At 67.6% G+C, this 22,987-nt stretch carries 22 protein-coding genes; 11 read left to right on the plus strand and 11 right to left on the minus strand.

Going from position 1 to position 22,987, the window contains the following annotated elements; translation table 11 throughout:
* Positions 1 to 2: 2 nt before the first annotated feature.
* Genes ACWF82_RS04420 through ACWF82_RS04430 form a run of 3 tightly spaced genes read right to left on the minus strand, consistent with a single transcriptional unit; the run spans position 3 to position 3,476 of the window.
* On the minus strand, positions 3 to 1,484 hold the full coding sequence (locus tag ACWF82_RS04420) for an aldehyde dehydrogenase family protein (protein WP_452497903.1): 1,482 nt from the start codon (positions 1,482 to 1,484) through the stop codon (positions 3 to 5).
* A 28-nt stretch (positions 1,485 to 1,512) separates the two neighbouring features.
* Positions 1,513 to 2,574, minus strand: coding sequence for a PDR/VanB family oxidoreductase (locus ACWF82_RS04425; protein WP_452497905.1), 1,062 nt, complete (start codon positions 2,572 to 2,574; stop codon positions 1,513 to 1,515).
* A gap of 8 nt (positions 2,575 to 2,582) precedes the next feature.
* A complete protein-coding gene (locus tag ACWF82_RS04430) occupies positions 2,583 to 3,476 on the minus strand; it encodes a metal-dependent hydrolase (RefSeq protein WP_452497906.1) in 894 nt (297 codons plus the stop codon).
* Between the two features lie 97 nt (positions 3,477 to 3,573).
* Here ACWF82_RS04430 and ACWF82_RS04435 point away from each other — a divergent pair, with 97 nt between their 5' ends.
* Positions 3,574 to 4,188: a TetR/AcrR family transcriptional regulator gene (locus ACWF82_RS04435; protein WP_452497908.1), complete on the plus strand. Its 615-nt coding sequence runs from the start codon at positions 3,574 to 3,576 to the stop codon at positions 4,186 to 4,188.
* A gap of 21 nt (positions 4,189 to 4,209) precedes the next feature.
* Here the strand turns inward: ACWF82_RS04435 and ACWF82_RS04440 are convergent, their stop codons facing one another.
* Positions 4,210 to 5,421, minus strand: a complete 1,212-nt coding sequence (locus tag ACWF82_RS04440; RefSeq protein ID WP_452497910.1) for an oxygenase MpaB family protein — start codon at positions 5,419 to 5,421, stop codon at positions 4,210 to 4,212.
* 75 nt (positions 5,422 to 5,496) lie between these two features.
* Between ACWF82_RS04440 and ACWF82_RS04445 the strand changes: the two genes are divergently transcribed.
* From ACWF82_RS04445 to ACWF82_RS04480, 8 genes are all read left to right on the plus strand, one after another.
* A complete protein-coding gene (locus ACWF82_RS04445) occupies positions 5,497 to 6,120 on the plus strand; it encodes a TetR/AcrR family transcriptional regulator (RefSeq protein ID WP_452497912.1) in 624 nt (207 codons plus the stop codon).
* Between the two features lie 322 nt (positions 6,121 to 6,442).
* Positions 6,443 to 7,510 carry a phosphotransferase family protein gene (locus tag ACWF82_RS04450; protein ID WP_452497914.1) on the plus strand — a complete coding sequence of 356 codons (1,068 nt, stop codon included), beginning with the start codon at positions 6,443 to 6,445 and terminating at the stop codon, positions 7,508 to 7,510.
* Positions 7,510 to 8,664, plus strand: coding sequence for an acyl-CoA dehydrogenase family protein (locus ACWF82_RS04455; protein ID WP_452497915.1), 1,155 nt, complete (start codon positions 7,510 to 7,512; stop codon positions 8,662 to 8,664). Before ACWF82_RS04450 ends, ACWF82_RS04455 begins: the two co-directional genes overlap by 1 nt.
* A 171-nt stretch (positions 8,665 to 8,835) precedes the next feature.
* Positions 8,836 to 10,257: a hypothetical protein gene (locus ACWF82_RS04460; RefSeq protein WP_452498178.1), complete on the plus strand. Its 1,422-nt coding sequence runs from the start codon at positions 8,836 to 8,838 to the stop codon at positions 10,255 to 10,257.
* Positions 10,258 to 10,264: 7 nt separating this feature from the next.
* Positions 10,265 to 11,176 carry a helix-turn-helix domain-containing protein gene (locus tag ACWF82_RS04465; protein ID WP_452497917.1) on the plus strand — a complete coding sequence of 304 codons (912 nt, stop codon included), beginning with the start codon at positions 10,265 to 10,267 and terminating at the stop codon, positions 11,174 to 11,176.
* Between the two features lie 44 nt (positions 11,177 to 11,220).
* A complete protein-coding gene (locus ACWF82_RS04470) occupies positions 11,221 to 12,381 on the plus strand; it encodes an AI-2E family transporter (RefSeq protein WP_452497919.1) in 1,161 nt (386 codons plus the stop codon).
* Positions 12,378 to 13,034 carry a cyclase family protein gene (locus ACWF82_RS04475; RefSeq protein ID WP_452497921.1) on the plus strand — a complete coding sequence of 219 codons (657 nt, stop codon included), beginning with the start codon at positions 12,378 to 12,380 and terminating at the stop codon, positions 13,032 to 13,034. Before ACWF82_RS04470 ends, ACWF82_RS04475 begins: the two co-directional genes overlap by 4 nt.
* Before the next feature lie 57 nt (positions 13,035 to 13,091).
* Positions 13,092 to 13,895, plus strand: coding sequence for a HEAT repeat domain-containing protein (locus ACWF82_RS04480; RefSeq protein WP_452497923.1), 804 nt, complete (start codon positions 13,092 to 13,094; stop codon positions 13,893 to 13,895).
* A 10-nt stretch (positions 13,896 to 13,905) separates the two neighbouring features.
* Here ACWF82_RS04480 and ACWF82_RS04485 read toward each other — a convergent pair whose 3' ends face one another.
* Positions 13,906 to 14,985, minus strand: a complete 1,080-nt coding sequence (locus ACWF82_RS04485; protein ID WP_452497924.1) for an NAD(P)/FAD-dependent oxidoreductase — start codon at positions 14,983 to 14,985, stop codon at positions 13,906 to 13,908.
* Between the two features lie 233 nt (positions 14,986 to 15,218).
* Between ACWF82_RS04485 and ACWF82_RS04490 the strand changes: the two genes are divergently transcribed.
* Positions 15,219 to 16,808 (plus strand): alpha/beta hydrolase, encoded by a 1,590-nt coding sequence (locus tag ACWF82_RS04490; protein WP_452497926.1) that lies wholly within the window; start codon positions 15,219 to 15,221, stop codon positions 16,806 to 16,808.
* Between the two features lie 74 nt (positions 16,809 to 16,882).
* On the opposite strand, the gene ACWF82_RS04495 is transcribed toward ACWF82_RS04490, so the two are convergent.
* The gene (locus tag ACWF82_RS04495) at positions 16,883 to 17,206 is read right to left on the minus strand and encodes a hypothetical protein (RefSeq protein WP_452497928.1); all 324 of its coding nucleotides are present in this window, start codon (positions 17,204 to 17,206) and stop codon (positions 16,883 to 16,885) included.
* Between the two features lie 39 nt (positions 17,207 to 17,245).
* The gene (locus ACWF82_RS04500) at positions 17,246 to 18,097 is read right to left on the minus strand and encodes a helix-turn-helix domain-containing protein (protein ID WP_452497930.1); all 852 of its coding nucleotides are present in this window, start codon (positions 18,095 to 18,097) and stop codon (positions 17,246 to 17,248) included.
* A gap of 523 nt (positions 18,098 to 18,620) precedes the next feature.
* Here ACWF82_RS04500 and ACWF82_RS04505 point away from each other — a divergent pair.
* A complete protein-coding gene (locus tag ACWF82_RS04505) occupies positions 18,621 to 19,007 on the plus strand; it encodes a hypothetical protein (protein WP_452498180.1) in 387 nt (128 codons plus the stop codon).
* Between the two features lie 22 nt (positions 19,008 to 19,029).
* Here the strand turns inward: ACWF82_RS04505 and ACWF82_RS04510 are convergent, their stop codons facing one another.
* The 4 genes from ACWF82_RS04510 to ACWF82_RS04525 form a co-directional block, all read right to left on the minus strand.
* A complete protein-coding gene (locus tag ACWF82_RS04510) occupies positions 19,030 to 19,995 on the minus strand; it encodes an antibiotic biosynthesis monooxygenase (protein WP_452497932.1) in 966 nt (321 codons plus the stop codon).
* Position 19,996: 1 nt separating this feature from the next.
* Entirely contained in the window at positions 19,997 to 20,575 is a 579-nt protein-coding gene (locus tag ACWF82_RS04515; protein ID WP_452497934.1) for a nucleoside deaminase, read from the minus strand.
* Between the two features lie 505 nt (positions 20,576 to 21,080).
* A complete protein-coding gene (locus ACWF82_RS04520) occupies positions 21,081 to 21,710 on the minus strand; it encodes an AAA family ATPase (protein WP_452497936.1) in 630 nt (209 codons plus the stop codon).
* A gap of 188 nt (positions 21,711 to 21,898) precedes the next feature.
* Positions 21,899 to 22,894 carry a helix-turn-helix transcriptional regulator gene (locus ACWF82_RS04525; protein WP_452497938.1) on the minus strand — a complete coding sequence of 332 codons (996 nt, stop codon included), beginning with the start codon at positions 22,892 to 22,894 and terminating at the stop codon, positions 21,899 to 21,901.
* Positions 22,895 to 22,987 lie beyond the last annotated feature (93 nt).

A 22,987-nucleotide genomic window follows, 5' to 3' on the forward strand; every position in this document is an offset into this window, starting at 1 on the left:
GGTTACCTGTTCCTTCCGTGCAGCTGGGTGACCAGCCGATCCACGACGGCGTCGGTGGTCTTGCTGCGAGTGAACGTGGTCAGCGCCAGCGGCAACGAAAAGCGCTGCCGTGTGGTCGCCTTGGCGTAGGTGAATTCCTTGAGGCCGTCCGCCCCGTGCACGCGACCGAAGCCGGAGTCACCGACCCCGCCCAGCGGCAGGCTCGTGATGGTGGCATGGGCGACATAGGCATTGATGGACGTGCCGCCCGCGCGGATCCGGTCGGCGATCCGCCTGCCGTTGTGGCGGGAGAAGACGGTGCTGCCCAGGCCGTAGGACCCGGCGTTCACCCGTTCGATCGCCTCGTCCATGTCCCTGACCCGGGCGACGGTGAGGGTCGGCCCGAAGGTCTCCTCGGTGACCGCGGCGGCGTCCTCGGGGACATCGACCAGGATGGTGGGCTGCACGAACTGTCCGTCGATCGCGTCGGCACCGCCCAGCAGTGCCCGCGCGCCGCGCGCGAGCGCGTCCTCGATGTGGTGGCGGATGATCGCGATCTGCTTGGGCATGGTGATCGGCCCGATCTTGGCCGCGCCGGTACCAGCACGCAGATTCCGCGCGCAGGCGACGAGTTTCGTCAGGAACTCGTCGTAGACATCGGTGTGCACGTACACGCGCTCCACGCCGAGGCAGGTCTGGCCCGCGTTCGACATCCCGCCCCACACCGCGGCATCGGCGGCGGCGTCCAGGTCCGCGTCGGCATCGACGATCAACGCGTCCTTGCCGCCGAGCTCCATCAGCACCGGTGTCAGGGTCTCCGCGCACGCGGCCATGACCCGCTTACCGGTGGCGGTGGACCCGGTGAAGCCGATCTTGCCGACACCGGACCGGCACAGCGCGGCACCGGTCTCCCCCATGCCCGTGATCACCTGGAACACCGGCTGTTCCGGGACGACCTCGGCGAACCGCTCCGCCAGCCACCGTCCGACGCCCGGCGTGAATTCGCTCGGTTTGAACACCACGGCGTTGCCCGCGGCGAGGGCGAACGACACCGAACCCAGCGGCGTGAATACCGGGTAGTTCCACGGTCCGATCACGCCGACCACCCCGAACGGGCGGTATTCCAGCGTGCATTCCTGGTTCACGGCGAGCAGACCGGGCCGGACCGACCGTGGGCCGAGTACCTGCCGGGCGTTGCTCGCCGCCCAGGCCAGATGTTCGAGCGCCATGGCGATCTCGAGCCGGGCGTCCGAGAGCGGCTTGCCCATCTCTTGATGGATGATCCGGGCGAGTTCGGCTCGCCCACTGACGATTTCACCCCGCCAGGCATCCAGCCGACGGGCCCGCTCGGCGAATCCCAGCCCCGCCCACCAGTCCGCCGCCCGGCGCGCGTCGGTGACGGTTGCCTCGACCTCGGCCGGGGAGAAGATCGGATAGCTCCCGACCACGGCGCCGGTCGCCGGGGAGATGACGTCGAACGTCGACGACAGTGTTGTTCGTCCCATTGGACGACCTTTCTGGTTCGTGCCCTGCTCAGAGATCGAGTACGAGGGATTCGCCCGCTGCGCGCGACACGCAGGTCAGCATGTGGCTGCCGCGGTCGGCGCCGATGAGCTTGCGGTCGCGGTGATCCACCGCACCGGAGAGCACCCCGACCTTGCAGGTGCCGCAGAAGCCCTGCCGGCACGAGTACACGGCGTCGGGTTTCACCCGGGTAATGGCGGCCAGCGCGGTTTCGTCCGCGCCGACCCGGACGGTGGTGCCCGAACGGGCCAGTGTCACATCGAATTCCCTGCCGTCGACCACCGGCAGCGCGGAGAAACGCTCGGTGTGCAGCGAGCCCGTCGGGTTGACGGCGAAGGCATGGCGTTGCGCCGCGTCGAGCACCGGCGGCGGACCGCAGACATAGATCGCAGCACCCGGCTCGGCTCTGCCGATCAGCGCGCCCACGTCAGGGGTGCCGAATTCGTCGTCCGGGCGGATGTCCACCCGGCTGCCGCCGAGGGTGACCAGTTCGTCGAGGAACGGCATGGTCTCCCGCGAGCGGCCCAGGTAGATCAATTTCCAGCGTGCCTGCGCACGGACTGCCGCCCGGACCATGGGCAGGATCGGCGTGATCCCGATCCCGGCCGCGACGAACAGGTACGACGGCGCGGCGATGAAGTCGAACGCGTTGCGCGGTCCGCGAATTCGGATCGCGTCGCCCACTGCCAACTGATCGTGGACTTCGATCGACCCGCCCTCGCCGCCGGCGATGCGGCGGACCGCGATCCGGTAGCGGTGGCGGTCCTCGGGGTCACCGCACAGCGAATACTGGCGCTGTTTGCCGGAGGGCAGCACGATGTCGAGGTGCGAGCCTGGCCGCCACGGCGGCAGGGGCGCACGGGTCGGCGATGTCAGCGTCAGGGAAACAACATCCGCAGCGACCGGATCGATCCGGGTGATCGTCAGCGGAATCTCGAAACCGCTGTGCCGCACCGGGTTCGGCCGCGAAATCAAAGTCGCCGCCCGGCCCTGCACGAACAGATGCCGGTAGCCGTCGGCCACGGCGCCCAGCGCACGCAGGGCGGCCGGTGGGGTGTACTGCTCCACCATCGCCGCCGTCACTGCTCGGCCGCACGTGCCGCGGGCGAATGCGCGAGGTAGCGCAACGCGCGATCCATCGGCCCGAGCTGCGAGGGATGGAAGCCCGGCCGCAGGTACCGGGGGATCTCGCTGATGAACAAGCCGAAGTTCGGCACGATGCCACGGGCAGTAGCCCGAGCCAGCTGCACCGGCCAGAACGGACCCTTCCGTGGGGCAGGGTCTTTGGCATACAGGTAGGCCGACGACACGAGGAAGGTCGCCAGCAGCGTCGCACTGGCGGCCACGGCCGTGCGCGCTTTGCGCGCGTAGCTGCCGTCGACATACATGTAGGCGTCGTAGACCACGCTGCGGTGCTCGACTTCCTCGGCGCCGTGCCAGCGGATCAGATCCAGCATGGTCGGATCCATGCCGAGGTCCTCGAACTTGTCGTTCTCCAGCAGCCATTCGCCGATGACCGCGGTGTAGTGCTCCATCCCGGCGAACAGCGCCAGGCGCTCCTTGAGCCATTCCTCCTTCGCCCGGCCGGTCAGGCCGTGGTCACCGAGGATGCGATCGACGAACCAGGCGAAGGTCTTGACCATCGAATCGACGTCGAGGCCGATGGATTGCAGGTGGTCGCGCGCGCCGGCGTGGCTGCTGGCGTGCATCGTCTCCTGACCGACGAACCCCTGCACCTCCTCGCGCAGTCGCTGGTCGTCGATGTAGGGCAGCGCCTCGGCGAGCGCTTGGGCCATCGCCCGTTCGCCTTCCGGCAGTACCAGGTGCATGACATTGATGACGTGGGTCGCGAAGACCTCGCCCGGGATGTAGTGCATCGGCACATCACCGAAATCGAAGTGCACGTCCCGCGCGTTGATCGCGTGCGCTTCCTCGCGGTGATGACGCCTCGTTGCGTCAGCGGAGTGAGCCATGCCTCAACCGTACGATGCAACACAAAAGATTGCAATGTTGCAGCGACAAATTGTGTGGATCTGTTGCATCCGCCCGGTGGTTGATACCGTGGTCGGCATGACCGCGGCACCTTTCACCTCGACGAACACACCGGAAACCGACGATTCCGCGGCGGCGCGCATCCTCGATGCGGCACTGATCCAGTTCGAGCAGGTGGGCGTCAAGAAGACGACGGTCGAAGACATCGCCCGCCAGGCCGGCGTCGACCGGGCCACCGTGTATCGCCGGGTCGGGTCCCGCGACGACGTGGTCACCGCCGTATTCGCCCGCGAAGTCGGCCGGGTCCTGGCCGACCTGCAGAGCTTGCCGGGCAAACACGACAACCTCGACGACCTCGTCGCGGACATCCTCGTGACTGTCGTCGGCCGGTGGCGTGCGCACCCGCTGGTCCAGCGTCTGCTGGTACTCGAACCCGACCGCGTGATGCCGCACCTCACCACCGACAGCGCACCGACCGTCGCCACGTCGATCCTGACCACCGAGTCCATGCTCCGCGAAGCGATCGCCGCCGGGATGCTGGCCGAGCCACCGGACCTGCTCGCCCGCGCCGAAGTCCTGTGCCGCATCGTGCACTCGATAATCCTGGCGCCGTCCGGGCTGCTCCCGCTCCACACCGACGAAGAACTGGACGCTTTCGCCCGCGCCTACCTCGTCCCGGTCATCACCCGCTGACCGCCTAGACCCGGCCCGGGTCTAGGCCGCGTTGGTGAGTCGCGCGGCCGCCGCGCCGACGGTCGGCCCGGCGCTGACCAGTGTGCGCATGAACCGATCCTGTTCTCGCGCACCGCGAGTCGCCGCGCGGTCGAGCCCGCCGGGAAGAAGACGGGTGGCCGAGCGCACCACGTTGGTGGGGATGCGCAGCGCCGGATACCACGGCACGATCACCGTCGGCAGCCCGAGCGAACGCATCGTGTGACGGCCGAGGAAGGTCCCCGTCACCGACAGATGCTGGGCATAGGCGAGGCGGCGGCGGATCGTGGGCAGCCGGTCGTAGTTCCACGACAACGGATCTCGTGACATCGGCACCGCGAGTTGACGGGTCGACTCGTCGGGGTCGGCCAGGGCGGACAGCGTGTGCACCAGCACGCGCACGCCGTCACGGAAGGAGTGCGGCAGCCACTGTTCCTCGACGCCGAGCAGCCAACCGACATAGCGGACCAGGTGCGCGATCGCATCCGTTTCGGCGGGGGTGAGCAGCAGGCCCAGCCCCATCCCACCGATCGCCGGTGCGATGAAGGCGCCGACCAGGGTGGCCGCCATGTCGGTCTGGTTGATGGGCAGGCCCCAGTCGTCGGCCTGCCAGTCCGGCATGGCGGCCACGTGCCTGCGGACGAACGCGTGGATGAGCCGCACCCGGATCGTGGACTGGTATCCCAGGCCCAGCGGGGACAATCCGTCCTCGGACAGGACGTCCATCGCCCACTGCATCGTCTCGGCCCATCGCTGATTGGAGCCCTTCTCCAGCGCTCCCGTCCGCAACAGCGTCTTGTTGAAACCGGAGAACTGGTAGCCGCCGAGCATGGCGACATCGCGCGCGATGTACATGCCGTCGGATCCGCCGGTGAGCATGACCTTGGCCCCGCGCACGAGTTTGTCGTGATCGACCCAGGCCGGAACGGTCTCGACCGCGGTGAAGAACTCGCGCAGCGGTGCGGGCGCCTCCGGGACCGCGGCGATGCCGTGGGTGAGCGCTCGATCGAACAGCGGGCGCATCTGCTTCGTGCCGGAGGTGACCATCCAGTCGACCAGCCGGTCCATCGGGTCGTCGCCGACGAGCAGGCCCTCGCCGAGCCGCTGCCATTGCATCGGGTCGGGACCCCCGATTCCCAGCATCGCCGCGAAGCCGCCGACGACTGCCGGGGTGCGGTGGGGCCGATCGGGATGACGGGTGGGAACGGTGGCCATCGACACTCCTCGTTGAGCGACGCAAACTGGATAACGACTGATATCCAAAGTAGGTCGGCTGCTAAAGTCCTGTCAATGGCGCGCGCAGAGGTGGTCCGGTCCTACCGGGGAATCAGCGCGGCGAATCGACGCGACGAACGCCGCGACAAGCTCCTCGCCGCGGGTCGGCAGACCTGGGGCGAGGCAGGCCTGACCGAAGTCACCGTGCGCCGCGTGTGCGCCGCGTCGGGGTTGACGCCGCGGTACTTCTACGAGCACTTCGCCACCAGGGACGCGCTGATCCTCGCTGTCGCCGAGCGGGCGCACGAGGAACTGTTCACGACCATGGTCGAGGCCAGCCAGGCCGAGCCGGGTGGGCTCCGGCGCAAGCTGCTCCGGGCACTGACGACCTACCTCGACGCGATCGCCGACGACCCGAGCGTGCACCGCATCCTCACCAGCGACGCGCACGGTGTCGCCGGGCTCGAGGAACTCCGCGCCCGCGCCGTCGGCATCGTCACCGATCTCGTGGTGCGGTACAGCGCGGAGTTCCTCGACGCTCCCGCGAATCCGGAGATCCGGCGCAGGGAAGCGCTTTTCGTCGTCGGCGGGGTCAACCAGCTCGTCGATACCTGGCTGCGCGATCCCCGTCAGTCGACCACCGAAGTCGCCACCCTCTGCACCGAACTGGCCCTCGCCGTGGTGAACAGATCCGCCTGACCCAGGTCTGCCACCGAGGCGATCCGGCGCCACCCACGTGCGGTGAACCACCCACGCCCCATTCCCCACAGAAGTAAAAGTTCGATCTGCCTACACACAGTCACGGCTGCTCCCGAAAACGGAACAGACACCGAGCATAATCGCCCCGGCGAGGTGTTGACACACCGTCAACAGTGACGCTATGTTAACGCTCATTCTCGACCACCGTTTGGCGGATGGGAACAGCGCGGCCCCGTTCGGAGCCGCTTCCCTGGGGGGCGCCGCACCGCGCGCCACCCTGACCGCTCCGCGCCCGGTGGCCTGACCCCAGTTCGAGGAGAGCATGTCCGAGACAGACGAGATCGACGCCGATGCTGTTCTCTCACAAGCAGATCTGACAGCGCTGGCGACCTGGATGGATGCCCACGGTCTCGGATCGGGGCCGTTGCTGTCGGTCGAACCGGTCACCGGCGGAACCCAGAACGTCATGGTCCGCTTCGAACGCGCGGGGCGCGGCTACATTCTGCGTCGCGGTCCGCGCCATCTCCGTCCGCGAAGCAACGACGTCATCCGGCGCGAATTCAAGATCCTGAACGCCCTCGCGACCTCGGATGTGCCGCACGCCGACCTCATCGCCGCGTGCGGCGACGAGTCGGTGCTCGGCGGCGCGGTCTTCTATCTCATGGAACCGGTAGCCGGTTTCAACGCAGGCGTCGAACTTCCCGAACTCCACGAGCGCGACGTCGCCGTCCGACAAGACATGTGCCGCAGCCTGATCGACGCGCTGGCCCGGCTCGGCGCCGTCGACCACACCGCGGTAGGACTCGGGAATCTCGGCAGGCCGGACGGGTTCCTCGAACGTCAGGTGCCCCGCTGGCTGAGCGAACTCGACTCCTACGCGGCCTTCCCCGAGTATCCGGGCCCCGCGATCGGCCCGGTCGCCGAGGTCGCGCGATGGCTCGACGAACACCGCCCCACCTCGTTCTCCCCCGGCGTGATGCACGGCGATTACCACGCGGCCAACGTGATGTTCTCCTACTCGACGCCCGATGTGGTGGCCGTCGTCGACTGGGAGATGTGCACGATCGGCGACCCACTGCTCGACCTCGGCTGGCTGCTGGCGACCTGGCAGTTGCCGGGATCGCCGCAGGAGTTCGCGGGCCGATTGACCCGAGCAGGCGGGCTGCTCACCTCCCGAGAGCTGGTCGCCCGCTATGCCGAGCAGTCGAATCGCGATGTCTCGGCGATCGATTGGTACACCGTGCTGGCCTGCTTCAAACTCGGCATCGTGCTCGAGGGGAGCTACGCGCGGGCGCTCGCGGGCAACGCGCCGATGAGTATCGGTGAGCGACTACACCACACGACGCTGCGCCTGTTCGAACGCGCGCAAACCCTGATGAGTGGAGAGTGATGATCGACTTCGAGATCCCCGCCGACGTCGCCGAACTGCGTGACCGGGTACGAAAGTTCGTCGACACGGAAATCGTGCCGTACGAGAAGGACCCCCGCGTCACCGCGCACGGCCCGACCGACGAGCTTCGCCGCGAGCTGATAGCGAAGGCGAAAGCGGCAGGCCTGCTGTCTGTCCAGCAGCGTCCCGAGGGCATGTCACACCTCGAGCAGGCAGTGATCTTCGAAGCCGCCGGTTGGTCGACGCTGGGTCCGGTCGCCATGAATTGCGCCGCGCCGGACGAGGGCAACATGTTCCTGCTGTCGAAGGTCGCCGACGCCGATCAAGCCGCCGAGTACCTGGACCCTGTCGTAGCGGGCACCGCGCGTTCGGTGTTCGCCATGACCGAGCCCGACGGTGCGGGTTCCGATCCCAGCCAGTTGTCGACGACCGCGGTCCGCGACGGCGGCACCTTCGTGATCAACGGACGCAAGTGGCTGATCACCGGCGCCGTCGGCGCCGACACGTGGATCATCATGGCCGACGTTCCCGGCGAAGGCGCGACGCTGTTCCTTTGTCACGGGAACACACCCGGCATCGTCATCGAACGGGTCATGAACACGATGGACCGCAACTACGTCGAAGGACACTGCGTCGTCCGGTTCGAAGACCTGACCCTGCCGGAATCGTCCGTCCTCGGCTCGGTCGGACAGGCATTCCGCTATGCGCAGCTGCGACTGGCGCCGGCTCGCCTCACGCACTGTATGCGCTGGCTCGGCGCCGCATCCCGTGCCCAGTCGATCGCCATCGAGCACGCGAAAACCCGGACGTCGTTCGGCAAACCGATCGGCAGGCATCAGGGCGTCGGCTTCCTGCTGGCCGAGAACGAGATCGCGCTGCAGCAATGCCGGCTGATGATCTGGTGGGCGTGCTGGCACCTGGACAAGGGCGGCAAGGCGCGACACGAGTCATCGATGGTCAAGGCGATGGTCTCCGAGGAGCTGTTCAAGGTGGCCGACCGATGCGTGCAGGTCCTCGGCGGCATCGGGATCAGTGACGAGACACCGGTCGCGGCGATCTTCACCGACATGCGAGCGTTCAGGCTCTACGACGGGCCGACCGAAGTGCACAAGTACGCCATCTCGCGCCAACTGTTGCGGGATGCGTCCGAGTAGCGAGACCTACATCCAGACCACAGGGTCTTGCCAAGGTAGTGGCGACCTCCTAGCCTGTACTGCCATACGAATATTCGGTTACCAGCTTTCGAATATTCGTATGGCAGGTGGGTTCCCAGGTTCGGTGGCACGCCTGCACTACACCTCAGGGAGTCACCCGTGTTCGAGAGAATGGGTCGCGCCGCCGCGACCGCCGCACTCAGCGTGACAGCGTTGCTGATCGTCAGCACCGGCACCGCGACGGCAGGCTTCGGTCCGCTACCACCCGTGAATCCCCATCTCGGCCCACCCGGCACCGCGACCATGCACGGTGACGCCGAATCCTCCGACGCCACACCGTTCGCCGGTCCAGGCACGGGGCGTGTCGACAGCGACTTCCGCGAGCTCGCGGCAGCCTGCCCGACCATTCTCCAGGGTGCCGACGGTATGCCGCAGGCACTGTGCACGAAGATCATCGACCGCGCGCCGAAGGTGTTCCTGCTCGATCCCGCCAACGGTCAGCCGCTCGCCTCCCTCGATCTGAGCAAGGGCAGCCTTCTCGGTGGTGTGTACGCCTACCTCGACAGCAACGACCGCATGGTCACCGTCGACGGCAGCGGCAAACTGCTGCGCATCGGTCACCGCCGCAACGGCGGCGACTGGACCGTCTTCATCGACTCGGCCACCGATATCGCCCAGGCGGTCACCGGCCACTGCGGCGGCGGCGACTGCGACGCCGTCAGTTCGGTCATGCCCGATTTCGACGGCCGGGTGTGGTTCGCGACCGACAATGCCGTGGCCGGTTTCTCCGACCCGGCGACCGGGGTGGCCCGCTCGATCGTGCTCGGTCCCGGTGAGAAGGTCGCCAACAGCATCTCCACCGCGCCGGAAGGTGTTGCCGTCGCGACCACGCACGCGCTGTACCTGGTCGACGTCGACGGCTCCGGCAACCCGCGGGTGGTGTGGCGACAGGCCTACGATCGCGGTCCGGCACGCAAACCCGGTCAGCTGTCCTGGGGTACCGGCGCCACCCCCACCTTCCTCGGACCCGGCAGCGGCACCGAATATCTGGCGATCACCGACAACGCGGTGCCGAAGGAGAATCTGCTGGTCTTCGACACCGCGAGCGGCAACCAGATCTGTTCGGTGCCGACGGTCGACGGCACCGAGAACTCCCCGATCGGTGCGGGCAACAGCCTGTTCGTGGCCGGCACCTACGGATACCCGTATCCCGCCGTTCCGGAGGGCGCCGGACCGAGTGAACCGGCGAGCGCGCAGTTCACCGGCGGCATGGTGCGGGTCGACGTCACCGGCGCCGGGTGCCGGGTGGTGTGGACGAACGAGGCGCTGTCGGCGGCGGTTCCCCGCCTCTCGGTGGCCGACGGCAAGATCTACACCGTGACCAGGCACACCGTCATCCCCACCGGCAGCGTCGGATTGACCGACAACTTCCGCTACACCGTGATCGACGCCGTCTCCGGGCGGATCGAGACGGAGAAACTGATCGGGGCCACCGCGCTGCACAACACGCTCCAGATGGTCGGCACCATCTCCCCCGACCGCACCCTCTATCAGGGCACGATGAGCGGACTGTTCCGCATCGCGCCGCGCTGAACGCCGCATGCGATCCGATTCGTCTCGCCCCCAGGATGATTCACCGCCGACCAGCCGGGTCGTCGCCGTGGTGGAGCTGCTCGCTGCCCGCGGCACCGCGCTCTCGGCGGCCGAGATCGCCCAATCGCTCGAACTGAGCCGGTCGACGGTGGGCGCCATCCTGGCCACCCTCGACCGGCACGGATGGGTCCGGCGGCACACCGACCTGACCTACCAGCTCGGCCCCGGCCTCGCCCGGGTCGGGCTCCTCGCGCCCGCGGTGGTCGCCGACGGTGCGGCGATCGGTGCGGAACTCGAACACCTGGCCACCCGGGTCGGCTGCGGCGCCGCCCTCACCGCACTGAGTGGGGACGACCTCGTCTTCGTGACGGTCGTCGGTGGCCACGGCCTCATCCCCGCGGGCATCGAGAACGGAACCCGCATCCCGCTGCTCCCGCCCGCGGGCGCGACCCTCATCGCCCACGCTCCCACCGCCACCCAGAACAGCTGGCTCGATCGCGGTGATCCCGCGCGCCGCGCCGAGTTCCGTGCGGTCCTGGCGACGATTCGCACCACCGGCTGCTGCGCCTGGAGCCTGCGCCCCGGCGCGCTCACCGCGCTGCGTGTCCTCGCCGATGTCGTCGATCTACTCGCCGGCCGACCCGCCGCCGACGAACTTCGCGGACGTGTCCTGAGTCTGCTCGGCGACATCACCGGCAGCGCCCACACCGAAGCCGACCTGAACTCCCCGGTGTCGCTGTCGCTGGGATACCTGAGCGCCCCCGTCCTCGCCGCCGACGGCCGCGCCCTCTTCGAAGTCCAGATCGGCCCGCTCCGTGCCGAAGTCACCGCCGAGGCGCGCCGGCGCTACATCGACGAACTGCTCGCCACCGCGCGCCGCGTCGAGCGCATCGCCGCCGCGGGTATCGAGCCCGACTAGCCGACGTCGCGCGACATTCCGGGCAAGCGTGCCAGACTGGCTGCGTGAGCGGGAACGGAAAGTCGTGGCGTGATCGCGGGGACGTGATCGGAAGCGGGATCCTGTGGGTGGCCAAATGGTCACTGTGCATCGTCGCGATCGCGGCGGGAGCGTGGGTACTCGGTTCGATCACCGCCCGGCTGTGGGTGGTGATCCTGCCCGTCGCGCTGGCGATCGTGGTGGCCACGATCCTGTGGCCGCCGACCCGCTGGCTGACCCAGCACAAGCTGGCGCCCGCGCTGGCCGCGACGATCACCCTGGTGGGATTCCTCGCGATTCTGTCCGGGGTCATCGCGCTGATCGTGCCCTCGGTGGCCGATCAGGCACCCGAACTCGCCGACAAGGCCACCGCGGGCGTCAACCAGGTCCGTGACTGGATCCAGGGACCGCCGCTGCGCGTGCGCGACGAGCAACTCGATTCCGCGGTCGAGGCGATCGTCGCGCGCCTGCAGTCCAGCGGCGCGCAGATCGCCAGCGGCGTGTTCACCGGCGTGAGTACCGCGACATCGGTCCTGATCACCATTTTCCTGGTGGTGGTGCTGGTGTTCTTCTTCCTCAAGGACGGCGTTCGCCTGCTGCCCTGGATGCACACGGTGTTCGGCAGCCGCAGCGGCCGCCACGTCGAAGCCGTCCTGGAACGGGTCTGGGCGACCCTGGGGGGATTCATCCGCACCCAGGCGATCGTCAGCCTGGTCGACGCGGTCTGCATCGGCGCGGCGCTGTTCATCCTCGATGTTCCGCTGGCACTGGTGCTGACGGTGATCACCTTCATCGGCGGATTCATCCCGATGGTCGGCGCTTTCGTCGCCGGTGCGCTCGCCGTCCTCGTCGCGCTGGTCGGCAACGGATTCACCACCGCGCTGATCGTGCTCGGCGTCGTCATCGCGGTGCAGCAGCTGGAAGGCAATGTGCTGCAACCGGTTTTGCAGAGCCGCAGCATGGAACTGCACGCCGTCATCGTGTTGCTCTCCGTCACCGCGGGCGGCTCGCTCTACGGCATCACCGGCGCGTTCCTCGCGGTGCCGGTCGTCGCGATGATCGCGGTCGTCATCCGCTACATCGGCGAGCAGATCGACGCGGCCACCGGACCACCACGACCGGAGGCCGACGAGCCGGACAATGGCGAGGTCGTGGTGCCCCCTCCGTCGCCCGAGCCCGCCACATGACCCTGATCGACCTGACCCTGCCGATCCACACGGGGATGCCGGTGTTCCCGGGCGATCCGGAAGTCCTGCTGGAACCGGCGCTTCGCGTCGCGACCGACGGGGTGAACGTGCTCGGCGTTCATCTCGGATCGCAGACAGGGACCCATGTCGACGCGCCCGCCCATCTCGACGACAGTCTGCCGACGCTCGACGAGCTGCCCCTCGAACGCTTCACCGGGCCCGCACTGATCGTGGACGCGCGGTCCGTTCCGGCGCGAGGTGTGATCGGAATCGAGGTGTTCGACATCGATCTCGTCCCGGGTTCGGTCGTGCTGATCGCCACCGGATGGTCCGCCCGCTGGGGTACCGACGACTATCTCGCCCACCCGTGCCTGAGCCCGGATGCCGCACAGCTGCTGGTGGACGCGGGGATCCGGACCGTCGGCATCGATGCGCCCAGCATCGACCTGTCCGAAGCCGAGGATCTCGACCTGCCCGCGCACCGGATCCTGTGCGGCGCGCACGCGGTGATCGCCGAGAACCTCACCAACCTCGACCGGCTGCTGGCCGCCCGGTCCGCGGGCGAGTCGATCGAGGTTTCCTTGTTCCCGCTCCGGCTCAGTGGAGCGGACGGAGCTCCGATCAGAGCGGTGGCACGAGTCGGGGGCCGCTGACGCTGCTCCGAACGTGGCTGCCGGAGACGAGCGTATGGCCCCAGGTACCGTTGCCCGGTGAACCCAGCTGACGCGCGATGCCTCAAAGACGGTGACCTCGAGACCCGCGAGGAAAATCTGCGGCTGCTGCTCGCGCGGGCTGAAGAAGGCGACGCGTCAGCCAAGGAAGCACTGCGCGCGCTCGTCCGCGACTATCCCGCCTACCACCGGTCGCTGTACAGCCGGGCGCTGAACCGGGCCGCGGTCTTCGGCGACGACACCCTGAAGGCGCCGCTGCTCGCGTCACTGGCCGACACCCGGTACAACTGCCAGGCCTGGGCCGCGATGGGCTGCGCGGCGCTCGGCGTCCGCGACGCGGTTCCCGGCTTGCTCGCCCTGCTCGACCACCCACAACAGATCGCCCGCGAGCAAGCGGTGATCGCGCTGGGCACCCTCGGCGACGAATCGGCCGTCCCGGCGCTCACGCCCATACTGCGCGACCCGATCCCCGGAATGCGCGAACGTGCCGCCGAGGCCCTCGGCCGCATCGGCGGCGACGCCGCCCTGGCCGCACTCTGGGACGAATTCGAGAACCGCCGCTATTTCCGTATCGGCTATATCGCCAGCGCGCTGGCCACCTTCACCCCGGACATCATCCCGAGGCTGTGCGCGGCGGCCGACAGCGCCGACCCGGACCAACGGTACTGGGCGGCAGTCGCTCTCGGTTCGACCGGCGACGATCGTGCCGTGCCGACGCTGGAACGGCTGATGGCGCACGACCGCGGCTCGACAGTCTTCGACGGCATGGTGAGCGTGGCCGCGAAGAAGGGCCTGCGCACCCTACGCCGAATCCAAGCCGCGATCGCCGCCCGCGAATCCTGACAGCGGCCGCTCAGATCGCGGACTTTCCGGCACGAGCACTGGCGAACGCGCTGGCCGTCGCCAATTCCTTGAGCACCACCGCGGACCGTCCGCCGAAGGACGCGTCCCGCAGGGAGTCGTCGGCGTGCGTCAACTGGGCGACCGCGTTACCGCTGCCGAGCCACACACCACGCGCCCAGTACGGGAAGGCGTGCGCCTTCGGTGTGCGGCCCTTGATGACGCGAGCCAGGTTGTCCGCGCCGTGAATGGCCTGCGGCAGCGCGGTGTAGCAGGCGAAACGTGCCCCGGGGACCGCGGCGCAGTCGCCGACGGCGAAGATGCGCTCGTCACCGACGCTGCGCAGGAATTCGTCGACGACCACCCTGCCGCGCCGGTCGATCTCGAGCCCGCTGCGTGCGGCGAGATCCGGTACTTCCGACACGATCGCCCACAGGGTCAGGTCGGAAGCCAGCTCCCGCCCCGAACGCAGCTGGACGACGCCGTCGAACTGCCCTGTACCCGAATGGATTTCGGAAACCTCGTCGTCGACGATCGCGACCGTCAGCCGTTCCAGTCCGGTGCGCACGCGCCGGTACCCGCCGGCGGAGAGGTCACCGGCTACCGCGGAGCCGACCAGTCGCACGCTCAGATCCGGCCTGGCCTCGGCGATCTCGGCGGCGGTTTCGATACCGGTAGGGCCGCCCCCGACGACGGTGACCCGGCTGCCCGGGGCGAGCGCCGCGAGCGCGACCCGTGCCTGTTGCGCGCCTTCCCAGGTGCCCACCGGGATGGACCCCGGCATCGGGGCGGCGGTGCTGCCCACGGCGAGGAACGCGTAGTCGAAATCGATCCGCCCACCGTCGGTGAGCGACACACTGCCGTCCCCGATCTTGTCGACGGTGCCGATCCGCGCGGTGATTCCCTCGCGCAACATGTCCGTCAGCGGCGTATTCACGGCCCTGGTGCCCGCGATCTGCTGGTGCAGCCGCACCCGCTCCACGAAGTCCGGTCGCGGATTGACCACCGTGATGTCGGCATCCTTCAGCTTCCGATCGATACGGTTGGCGACGAGCGTCCCCGAGTAACCGCTCCCCACTACGACAATCTTCATGTCCGCCTCCTGTCTGGGTAATGGATGCACACAAGACGCCCGCCGGGGAGGTCGTGTGACAGGACGGCGCTGTGACCTATGGCACGGAGCGCACTGGACGAGACGCCGATACCCGCGTTCTGGTGACTGGACACCGGCGTGTCCAGTGCCCACTGGGGCGGCCACCGATCTCAGGGTTCCTATCCCCCGAATGGGGGACGACATCGTGAACGCCCGGCACGACCATTGTTCGTATGCCAACTCCGAAATCGATCGTCTGCGGTGCCGTCGCCGCGCTGACCCTCGTCACCGGCGGCTGCATGTCGATCGACCAGTCTCCGACCGGCGCGGGCCATAGCGTCGTGGAACTGGTCTCGCAGGCCGATGCCGTACCCACTCCCCGAGTGTCGTGGACGCCGTGTGCCGAGCAATCCCTGCGGCGATACGAATGCGCGAGCGTGCCTGTGCCATTGGACTACACCCGCCCCGACGGACCGACCATCGAACTCGCGGTTGTCCGGCAACCTGCATCGGACCCGACGCGCCGGATCGGCACCTTGTTCACCGCGGCGGGTGGACCGGGTGGATCCGGAATCGACTGGGCCGCCGACGGCGAACTGTTCGCCGGTGAGCTGAGTCGGCAGTTCGACGTGATCACCTTCGACCAGCGGGGAGTCGGGCGAAGCGCCCCCGTCCGCTGCTTCCCGAGTTCGGCTGCCCAGAGCGAATTCTGGAGCAACATCGCCATCCCACCGATCGACGACCGGCAACAAGACAGCGCCGAGAACGCCAGTCGACAATTCGCGGCCGGTTGCGCGGCCAACAGCGGCGAGCTGATCCCCCACCTGACAACCGTCGACGCCGCCCGCGATCTCGATCTGCTCCGGCGCGCGGTCGGTGACGCGAAGCTGACCTACGAAGGCAGCTCCTACGCCAGCTACCTGGGCATCGTCTACGGCTCGTTGTTCCCCGATCGTGTTCGCGCCCTGCAGCTTTCCTCGATCGTCGATCCCGCCGCCTACACCGGTGACACCCGTTCGCACATCGCCGACACGGCACTGGGCACCGAAGAGGTGCTCGCCGAATTCCTCCGGCTGTGCGCAGCGGCGGGACCGCGACACTGCGCGTTCGCGGGCTCGCCGGAGTCGAGCGCCGCCGATCTTCGGGCGCGCGACACCGCTGTCCTCGACCGGTCGAAGGTGGCGCCGATCCAAGTCGGGCAAGGCAGCGAGTCGGTGTCGGTGACCCACAGCGAGATCGTCCAAGCGCACGCCATGCTGCTGTACAGCCCTGCCCGAGGGTGGCCGGCATTGGCCACTGTGCTGACCGAACTCGAGCTCGGTACGGCAGGCCACCCCGGCGTGGTGCGCGAAATTCTGACCGCCGTCGGACTGACCGGCGACTTCCTGGATTCCTTCGTGGCGATCTCCTGTGCCGACAACACCTTCATCCGACAACCACACCGATGGCCGGAACTCGCGCGGGACAGCGCCGAACGAGCCCCCGTATACGGACCGTTCTGGCTCTACCTGCGACAGCCCTGCGCCGCATGGCCCGCACCCGAAACCGGCTACCCCCAGCGGTTCACCGGCCCCTGGACCCAGCAGTCGCCGGTGCCCGCCCTGCTGATCAACAACCGCTTCGACCCGGCGACGCCTCTGACCTCCGCCCGCCGCGCAGCGCAGGCAATGGGTACGGCGCGACTGGTGGAAATCACCGACGGCTACGGCCACGAACCCACCGGCGAATGCGCCACCACACTCCGCGAGCGCTACCTCATCGACCTGCGGATCCCCGAACCGGACACCACGTGCACCGCCGGACAGCCGCCCTTCACAGAATGACCCGTCCGGAATCCCTAGCTCAGCGTCTTCAGCGCCGACCAGCAATCAGGTGCGACTGCAGGCGCATGAGCGGTTCACGTGGGCGTCGGTACCGGTAGCCCTACGACATGAAAAACCATCGACAGCAGCACCGCCGGAACACCCGTGACAGCGAATGATCCCAGTACACCGAGCCCGAACCACCGCGTCCTGCGCCACAGCGCGAGTAGACCACCGACACCGAGCGGCACGACGACGATGATCAACCACATCGACCAGTAGCCGACCGATCCGTCACCCACAACCCGGCCGCCGCCCAGCATCTTCCACGTCCAATCTCCGAACGGCAACGCCCGAACACCCAGCGCAAGACCGACGACCACACCAACGCACGCTTGGCCCGCGGCAACAATCGACATCGCCCAACCTGGTCGCATCGAACATCCCTCCCGCATACCTCACCAACTGCCAGTGTCCCCGCTCCGGCGGGTTTCGATCGCGCGACGGATGAGCAGCCGAGCACGGTCTCCGGTGGCGGCCTGGCGGGCGAGTGCGTCGAATGCGCGGAGGTAGATCAGGATCTCGCGCGGCTGGGTCACCCGCAGTTCCGCCGTGATCGCTTCGACCGTCGCGAGCCGCTGATCGAACAGGACGAAATTTGTTGCCTGGATCGGTATCTCGGCAGTTGCGGGGATGACGCCAAGTAACACCCGAGACAGCCCCGCCACGGCAAGGAGGCGGTCCAGTTGTCCGACCATGACCGCGTCGTCACCGACTGTGGTGTGTAGCGCCTGCTCGGCTATGAGGATATGGAACTTGCGCCGACCGCGGTACAGGAGCTGCTGGCGCTCGATGCGGGCAGCGACGCCCTGGTCTACGTCGTCGGGGGTCCGATGGAACTCGACGTAGCGGCGAAGGACAGCGGTCGCGTAGTCGGCTGTTTGCACGATGCCGGGGATGATCTGCGGTTGATAGATCCGGATCATCTCGGCCGATTCAGCCAGGCGGATATTCGCCTTCTGCTGCCGGCGCGTGCCGGTGCCGAGCACCTTGCGCCACTCGGTGTAGGCAGATTCGAGGTTGTGCAGAGTCGCCAGCAGGTCGGCAAGCTGATCGGCGGTGCCGGTTGAGGCGCAGTAGGCGCGCACATCGTCGGATGACGGTGTCTGGCGGCCGTTCTCGATCTTCGAGACCTTCGACTCACCCCACCCCGCGAGATCGGCAAGCGCGCGGCCGGTGATGCCTGCGGTGCGGCGAAGCTCCCGGAGCCTGGCCCCGAGAGCTTCCCGCGCATCTGCCGGGTTGGTCACTTGGTGAACTCTCCGAACGGAACGGCCACCTTCCACAGCCGGTCACGGGTCGCGATGAAGTGATCGACCACGGCGGAGTCGGTCTGGGCGAGCGTGTCCGGGCTCCCGGCGGGTGAACTGAGTTGTCCCCGCCGGGAGTGAAACCGAGGAGCCACCCAGGAGGCCGCGATGCTCCCGCAGCGAACACGCAAGACGAAACGACCGCACCCGACGGAGGTCGCACCACCGACCGTGATTCGGCGACTTCTGGAAGCGCTCGAACGCTGGGAGCCTGAGCGGCGCGGAGCGGTGAGCTGAAGAATGTAGACGCGTGGCTGACCGCTGCCGAAGAGCACGACCGCCGCCCGCAGCCGCTCGACGGGAGCGGAAGCCGGGCAGACGGGTGATCGCGCTCCGGCGGATAGCTGCGGGGCCACACGATGGCGTGCGAGCGTCGAGACCCGACGAGGGCATCGTGGCGAAGCTGTCGTTTCGCGAGGACACTGAGGGCGTAGCGCCCACCTCGTCCTCAGGAGGACATGCGATGGCAACCAACGGGCCTTTCGGCATCGACCCGGAAGATTTCGAACGTGCACTACGGGAGGCGGGAAACGAGCTCCGCGATCTCGTCGGGAAGGCCGGTGGATATCTGGATCGCGTCGATCAGGTCGGTGTCGGTTCGCTGACGTCGCTGCTCGGGCAGCTTGTCCAAGGGCAACGTCCAGCGGAGTCCGAGCCGGCGACGGCCGGGGAGACCGGTAGCGGCGTGTGGGCGATCTACACCCTCGATGACGACGGCCAGGCCAGGGTCGATCAGGTCTTTCCGGACGAGCTCGAGGCCCTGCGCGCGCATCGCGACAACACCGACGATCGGCGTCGGGTGCGTTTTCTGCCCTACGGGGTCCCGGCAGGTGTGCTGGATACGCCCTGATCGCGGCTGACGGAGTCCATCGTCACGGAAGCGTCCAGAACACCCGCGTCACCAGGTAGAAGAACACCGCGGCCAGCGTCAGAAAACCCACCGAACAGGCGAGGCCGATCACGTCGGTGCGGGGATCGCGGCCCGGTTGCATCCAGAATCCCAGCGCGCGGGTGACGACCGGCATCACCACCCAGGTCAGCAGGCTGACCGACAGGATGTTCCCGATCAGCAAGCTGATCCACAACTGCCCGCCCGGCCAGATCTCGGTGATGATCAGGGTGAGGATCACCACCGTCGGATACAGCCCCACCAGGACCGACAGCGCCGTCTTCCACGACGCTGGACCCTCTTCCTCGCCTGTCTTGCTCGGCGGAAACCACGACCCGTACGGGTTGGCGATGCGGTGCACCTCGAAGTCCCTGAAGTCCGGGGCTTCCGCGAGCAGCTCCTTGCGCTGGGGCGATTCGAGCCACCGGTTGAGATCCCCGGCCGACGCGAACGAATAGATGATCGTCCACTCATTCTGAACACCGGGAATCGGCCGGTGCAGCTCGGATCCGCGGAAGCCTCGAAATGTCCGCTCGACCTCGGTCACGCGGTCCTGCCAGGCGACGAACTCCGACTCCCGGCCCGCCGCCACCGGATGCGAAACGACGACGGTCACTCCCGCGTCGTCCGGCTCGTCGACCAGCACATGCTGCGTCGACGGCCGTTCGAAGAACCCGGTTCCGCTCGCGAGCAGCTCGGCCCGCGTCTCGCTGCCGAGCCAGCGCTTCAGGTTGACGATGTCATCGAACCGGTACACGACCGACCACTCGCACTGCGCGTCGCCCGGCGGTGTGACGTCGGCACCGAGGAACCCCGGGAATTCCGCCGCGGCGTCGTTCACCGCCGTCTGCCACCGCCGGAACTCGGCCTCGCAACCGGCTCGAAGCTGCTGGGTGATGACCACCGTCGCCGGGGCGGGCCGCGGCGCTCCAGCCTTCGCGGCCGACATGTCAGTACGGATGCTTATCGGGTTTTTCGGCCCAGGTCTTGTACGCTTCGGCGCCCAGATCCCTGCGGAACTGTTCGATTTTCACCCGGCGCTCGGACAACGGTCTCGTGAAGTCCTCATATTGAAACGCGTCGTCGAAGCCGATTTCGCTGGTGTCCGCCAAATCGCTCGCGAAATGCACGGCGTCCAGACGCGCCCAATAGATCGCGCTCATGCACATGGGACAGGGGGCGCCACTGATGAAGATCTCCATCCCCATCAACATCTTCGCGCGCTCCGGCAGCTTGTCGGCGGATCCCGCAGGCCGCGGGACCAATTCGAGCGTCGACTCGTTCTGGTGTTCTTTGGCAATACTCGGCGCTTCGCTATTGACCACCTGGGTCGCCTTGCGGATGGATTCGATTTCGGCGTGCGCGGTGGCATCGCCGGTGAGTAGCACCCGATTCTGCCCCCGCGCGACGATCACGCCGTCCTTCGCGATGACGGCGCCGAACGGTCCACCCCAATCATTGTCGACCGACTCTATTGCCAGTCTGCAGGCCTCTTCCATGAGTTCATCCGGTGTCATCGGAAATTGCACCTCGCAAGAGTATGGACGTGATTTCTTGGACACACGGAATGTTTCTCCCGGTGCCTCCCACAACGGCTATTTCGCGCCGTAGCGGCCACGGCCACACAAGCAACTCGGCCTCCGCCGCCCATTGAATCTACCCCCGGCCCGACCGGTGCGAAATAGTGTGTGGAGTGGCCGATGCACGAAAGCAACTGTCCGGGCCGGAATCGGTCCGCGCAGACCGGTGCGGGAGAATGGCCTGGTGAGCGCGTCCTACGGCCTGGACCATGCTCTCGACCTGCGGGCATTGCCTGCGGTCGAGTGGCGGTCGCATCCGCCACCACTGCCAGACAGTCCTGCTCGTCGTAGCCGGTGACACCGGCATACGGCGCGATCCACCAGAGGGCTGACTCGTGGCCTCGATCGAATTCGATCCAGAATCGCCGCACCACGGGCGTATACGCCCCCTTCGTCATCACCGATCGTCGAACGCTTGCACGGTATCGACGCTCGTTCGGCGCCTACCGGCAGATCAGTACGTCAGTGCCTTCAGAACCGCATGGCCGCGCTGGTCAAGCGGGCAGGCCAGCTCGAGGATGGGCACTCCTTCGAGTAACTGCATGTCGTCGACGTAAACCAGTTCCAGCAGAGCATCATTCACGCTGTGCCGGAGCCCGGTCAGTTCCGGTGTGGGTAGTACACGTTCGGTCTCAGCAGTGATGGGAACGATCACCAGCAGATCGAGGGAGGCCAGTGCGGTGCGTAGGGCGGTTTCGTCGATCCCCGCTTCCGCATCGACGCCGATGGCTGCCAGATATGCGAGGAAATCGAGCGGTGTCCTGTCGTACACCACAGCGGGTGCGGGATCACCGAGCAGGCGCATCGCGCAGCGCAACTGCGCCCAATAGTCCGCGGCCACGGGCGGATACGCGAATTCGTATCCTTCGTCTTCGAGTAGTACGTACGGTTCCCGGATTGCCGTGTGCCCGCCCTCCAGTCGCGCACAGAGCTCTTCGACCAAGGTCGTCTTGCCGGTTCCATGCGGTCCGGAAACCCCGATGCGCAACTCTGCCCCTTCCCATGTCTGATCACTACTATGCGTCCTGCAAGGAATCTTGCGGAAATCAGGTGTGGAGTCCAGGATGCCCAGGCTGGCGACCATTCCCCCTTCTTCGATGCGATCGCGCCGAAATTCGCCTGTCTGCAACCAGTTCCCGATGAGGACTGTTGCCCGACGGCACCTTGCCGAATCGATCCGGCCTCGCCGCATACACGCCGAGGTGCACGAAGCTCGGCAGAAGCGGACGTGCACGACCGCGCGATAGGCGGCATTACCGAGCGTCCGGGCTGCTAGCTATGGGTTTGGTACCGGCCGTCGGCGGCAGCGGTGAGTCGGCGGGCCAGGGCGCGTACGGCGTCGTTGAGTGTGTCGGGGTGCTCGATGATGAAGGGGCGGTTCAGGCCGGCGAGGAGGGCGGGAATCCAGTCGAGTTGTTCGGCGCGGATTCGGATCCGGACCCACGGGTTGGTGTCAGCGGGCTGCGAGTCGATCTCGTGCACGGTCGCGATCGTCGCGGGGAGCAGCGGGCGGACCTGGGTGAGTGTGCCCTGGACTCGGATCGATACCTCGTGCCGATAGGGCGCGTCGGCCAATGCGGACAGCAGATGAGCGGCCGGCTCGAATCCGGTGGGCGGAGCGAACGTTCCGGGCTGTGTGCTCACCGCGGTGATGCGGTCCAGCCGGAACTGGCGTAGTTCGTCGCTGTTGCTGTCCATCCCTGTCAGATACCACCGGCCGGAGTGGTCGACGAGCCCGTAGGGGTGCACGGTCCGCTGGCTGGACCGCCCGTTTCGGTCGGTGTACCCGATTGCGACCGGTCGGTGCTCGCGGGTGGCCTCGGCGAGCCGGAGCAGGACGGCGGTGTCGACAGCCACTCCAGGGCGCGCGTCGGCGGTGAATTCGACGGTGTTGATCAGTGCGTCCAGCCGGGCCGTCAGGCGTGGGGGTAGGACGCGGCGGAGTTTGGCCGTCGCGCTGTCGGCTGCGCGGGCGGCCGCTGTCGGCCGGTCGGCGCCGCGGCTGGTGAGGAGCCCGAGTAACACGGCCACCGCCTCGTCGTCGGTCAGCATCAGCGGTGGCATTCGGTATCCGGGAGCGAGCCGGTATCCCCCGTAGCGGCCCCGCTCAGATCGGACCGGGATATCCAGGTCGATGAGATGGGTGACGTATCGCCTGACGGTGCGTTCATCGACGCCGAGCCGTCCGGCGAGTTCGCCGACGGTATGAGTACCGCCGGTCTGCAACAGCTCGAGCAGGGCCAGCACTCGGGCGGTGGGGCGCGTCATCGGGAAATTCTCGCATCCATACCGGGCGGAAACTGTCCGGTATCGGCTCTACCGTGGCGTGCGGCGGTGGAACCTCCGCCTCATCCGACAGCA

This window comes from Nocardia sp. NPDC055053 (assembly GCF_053608285.1).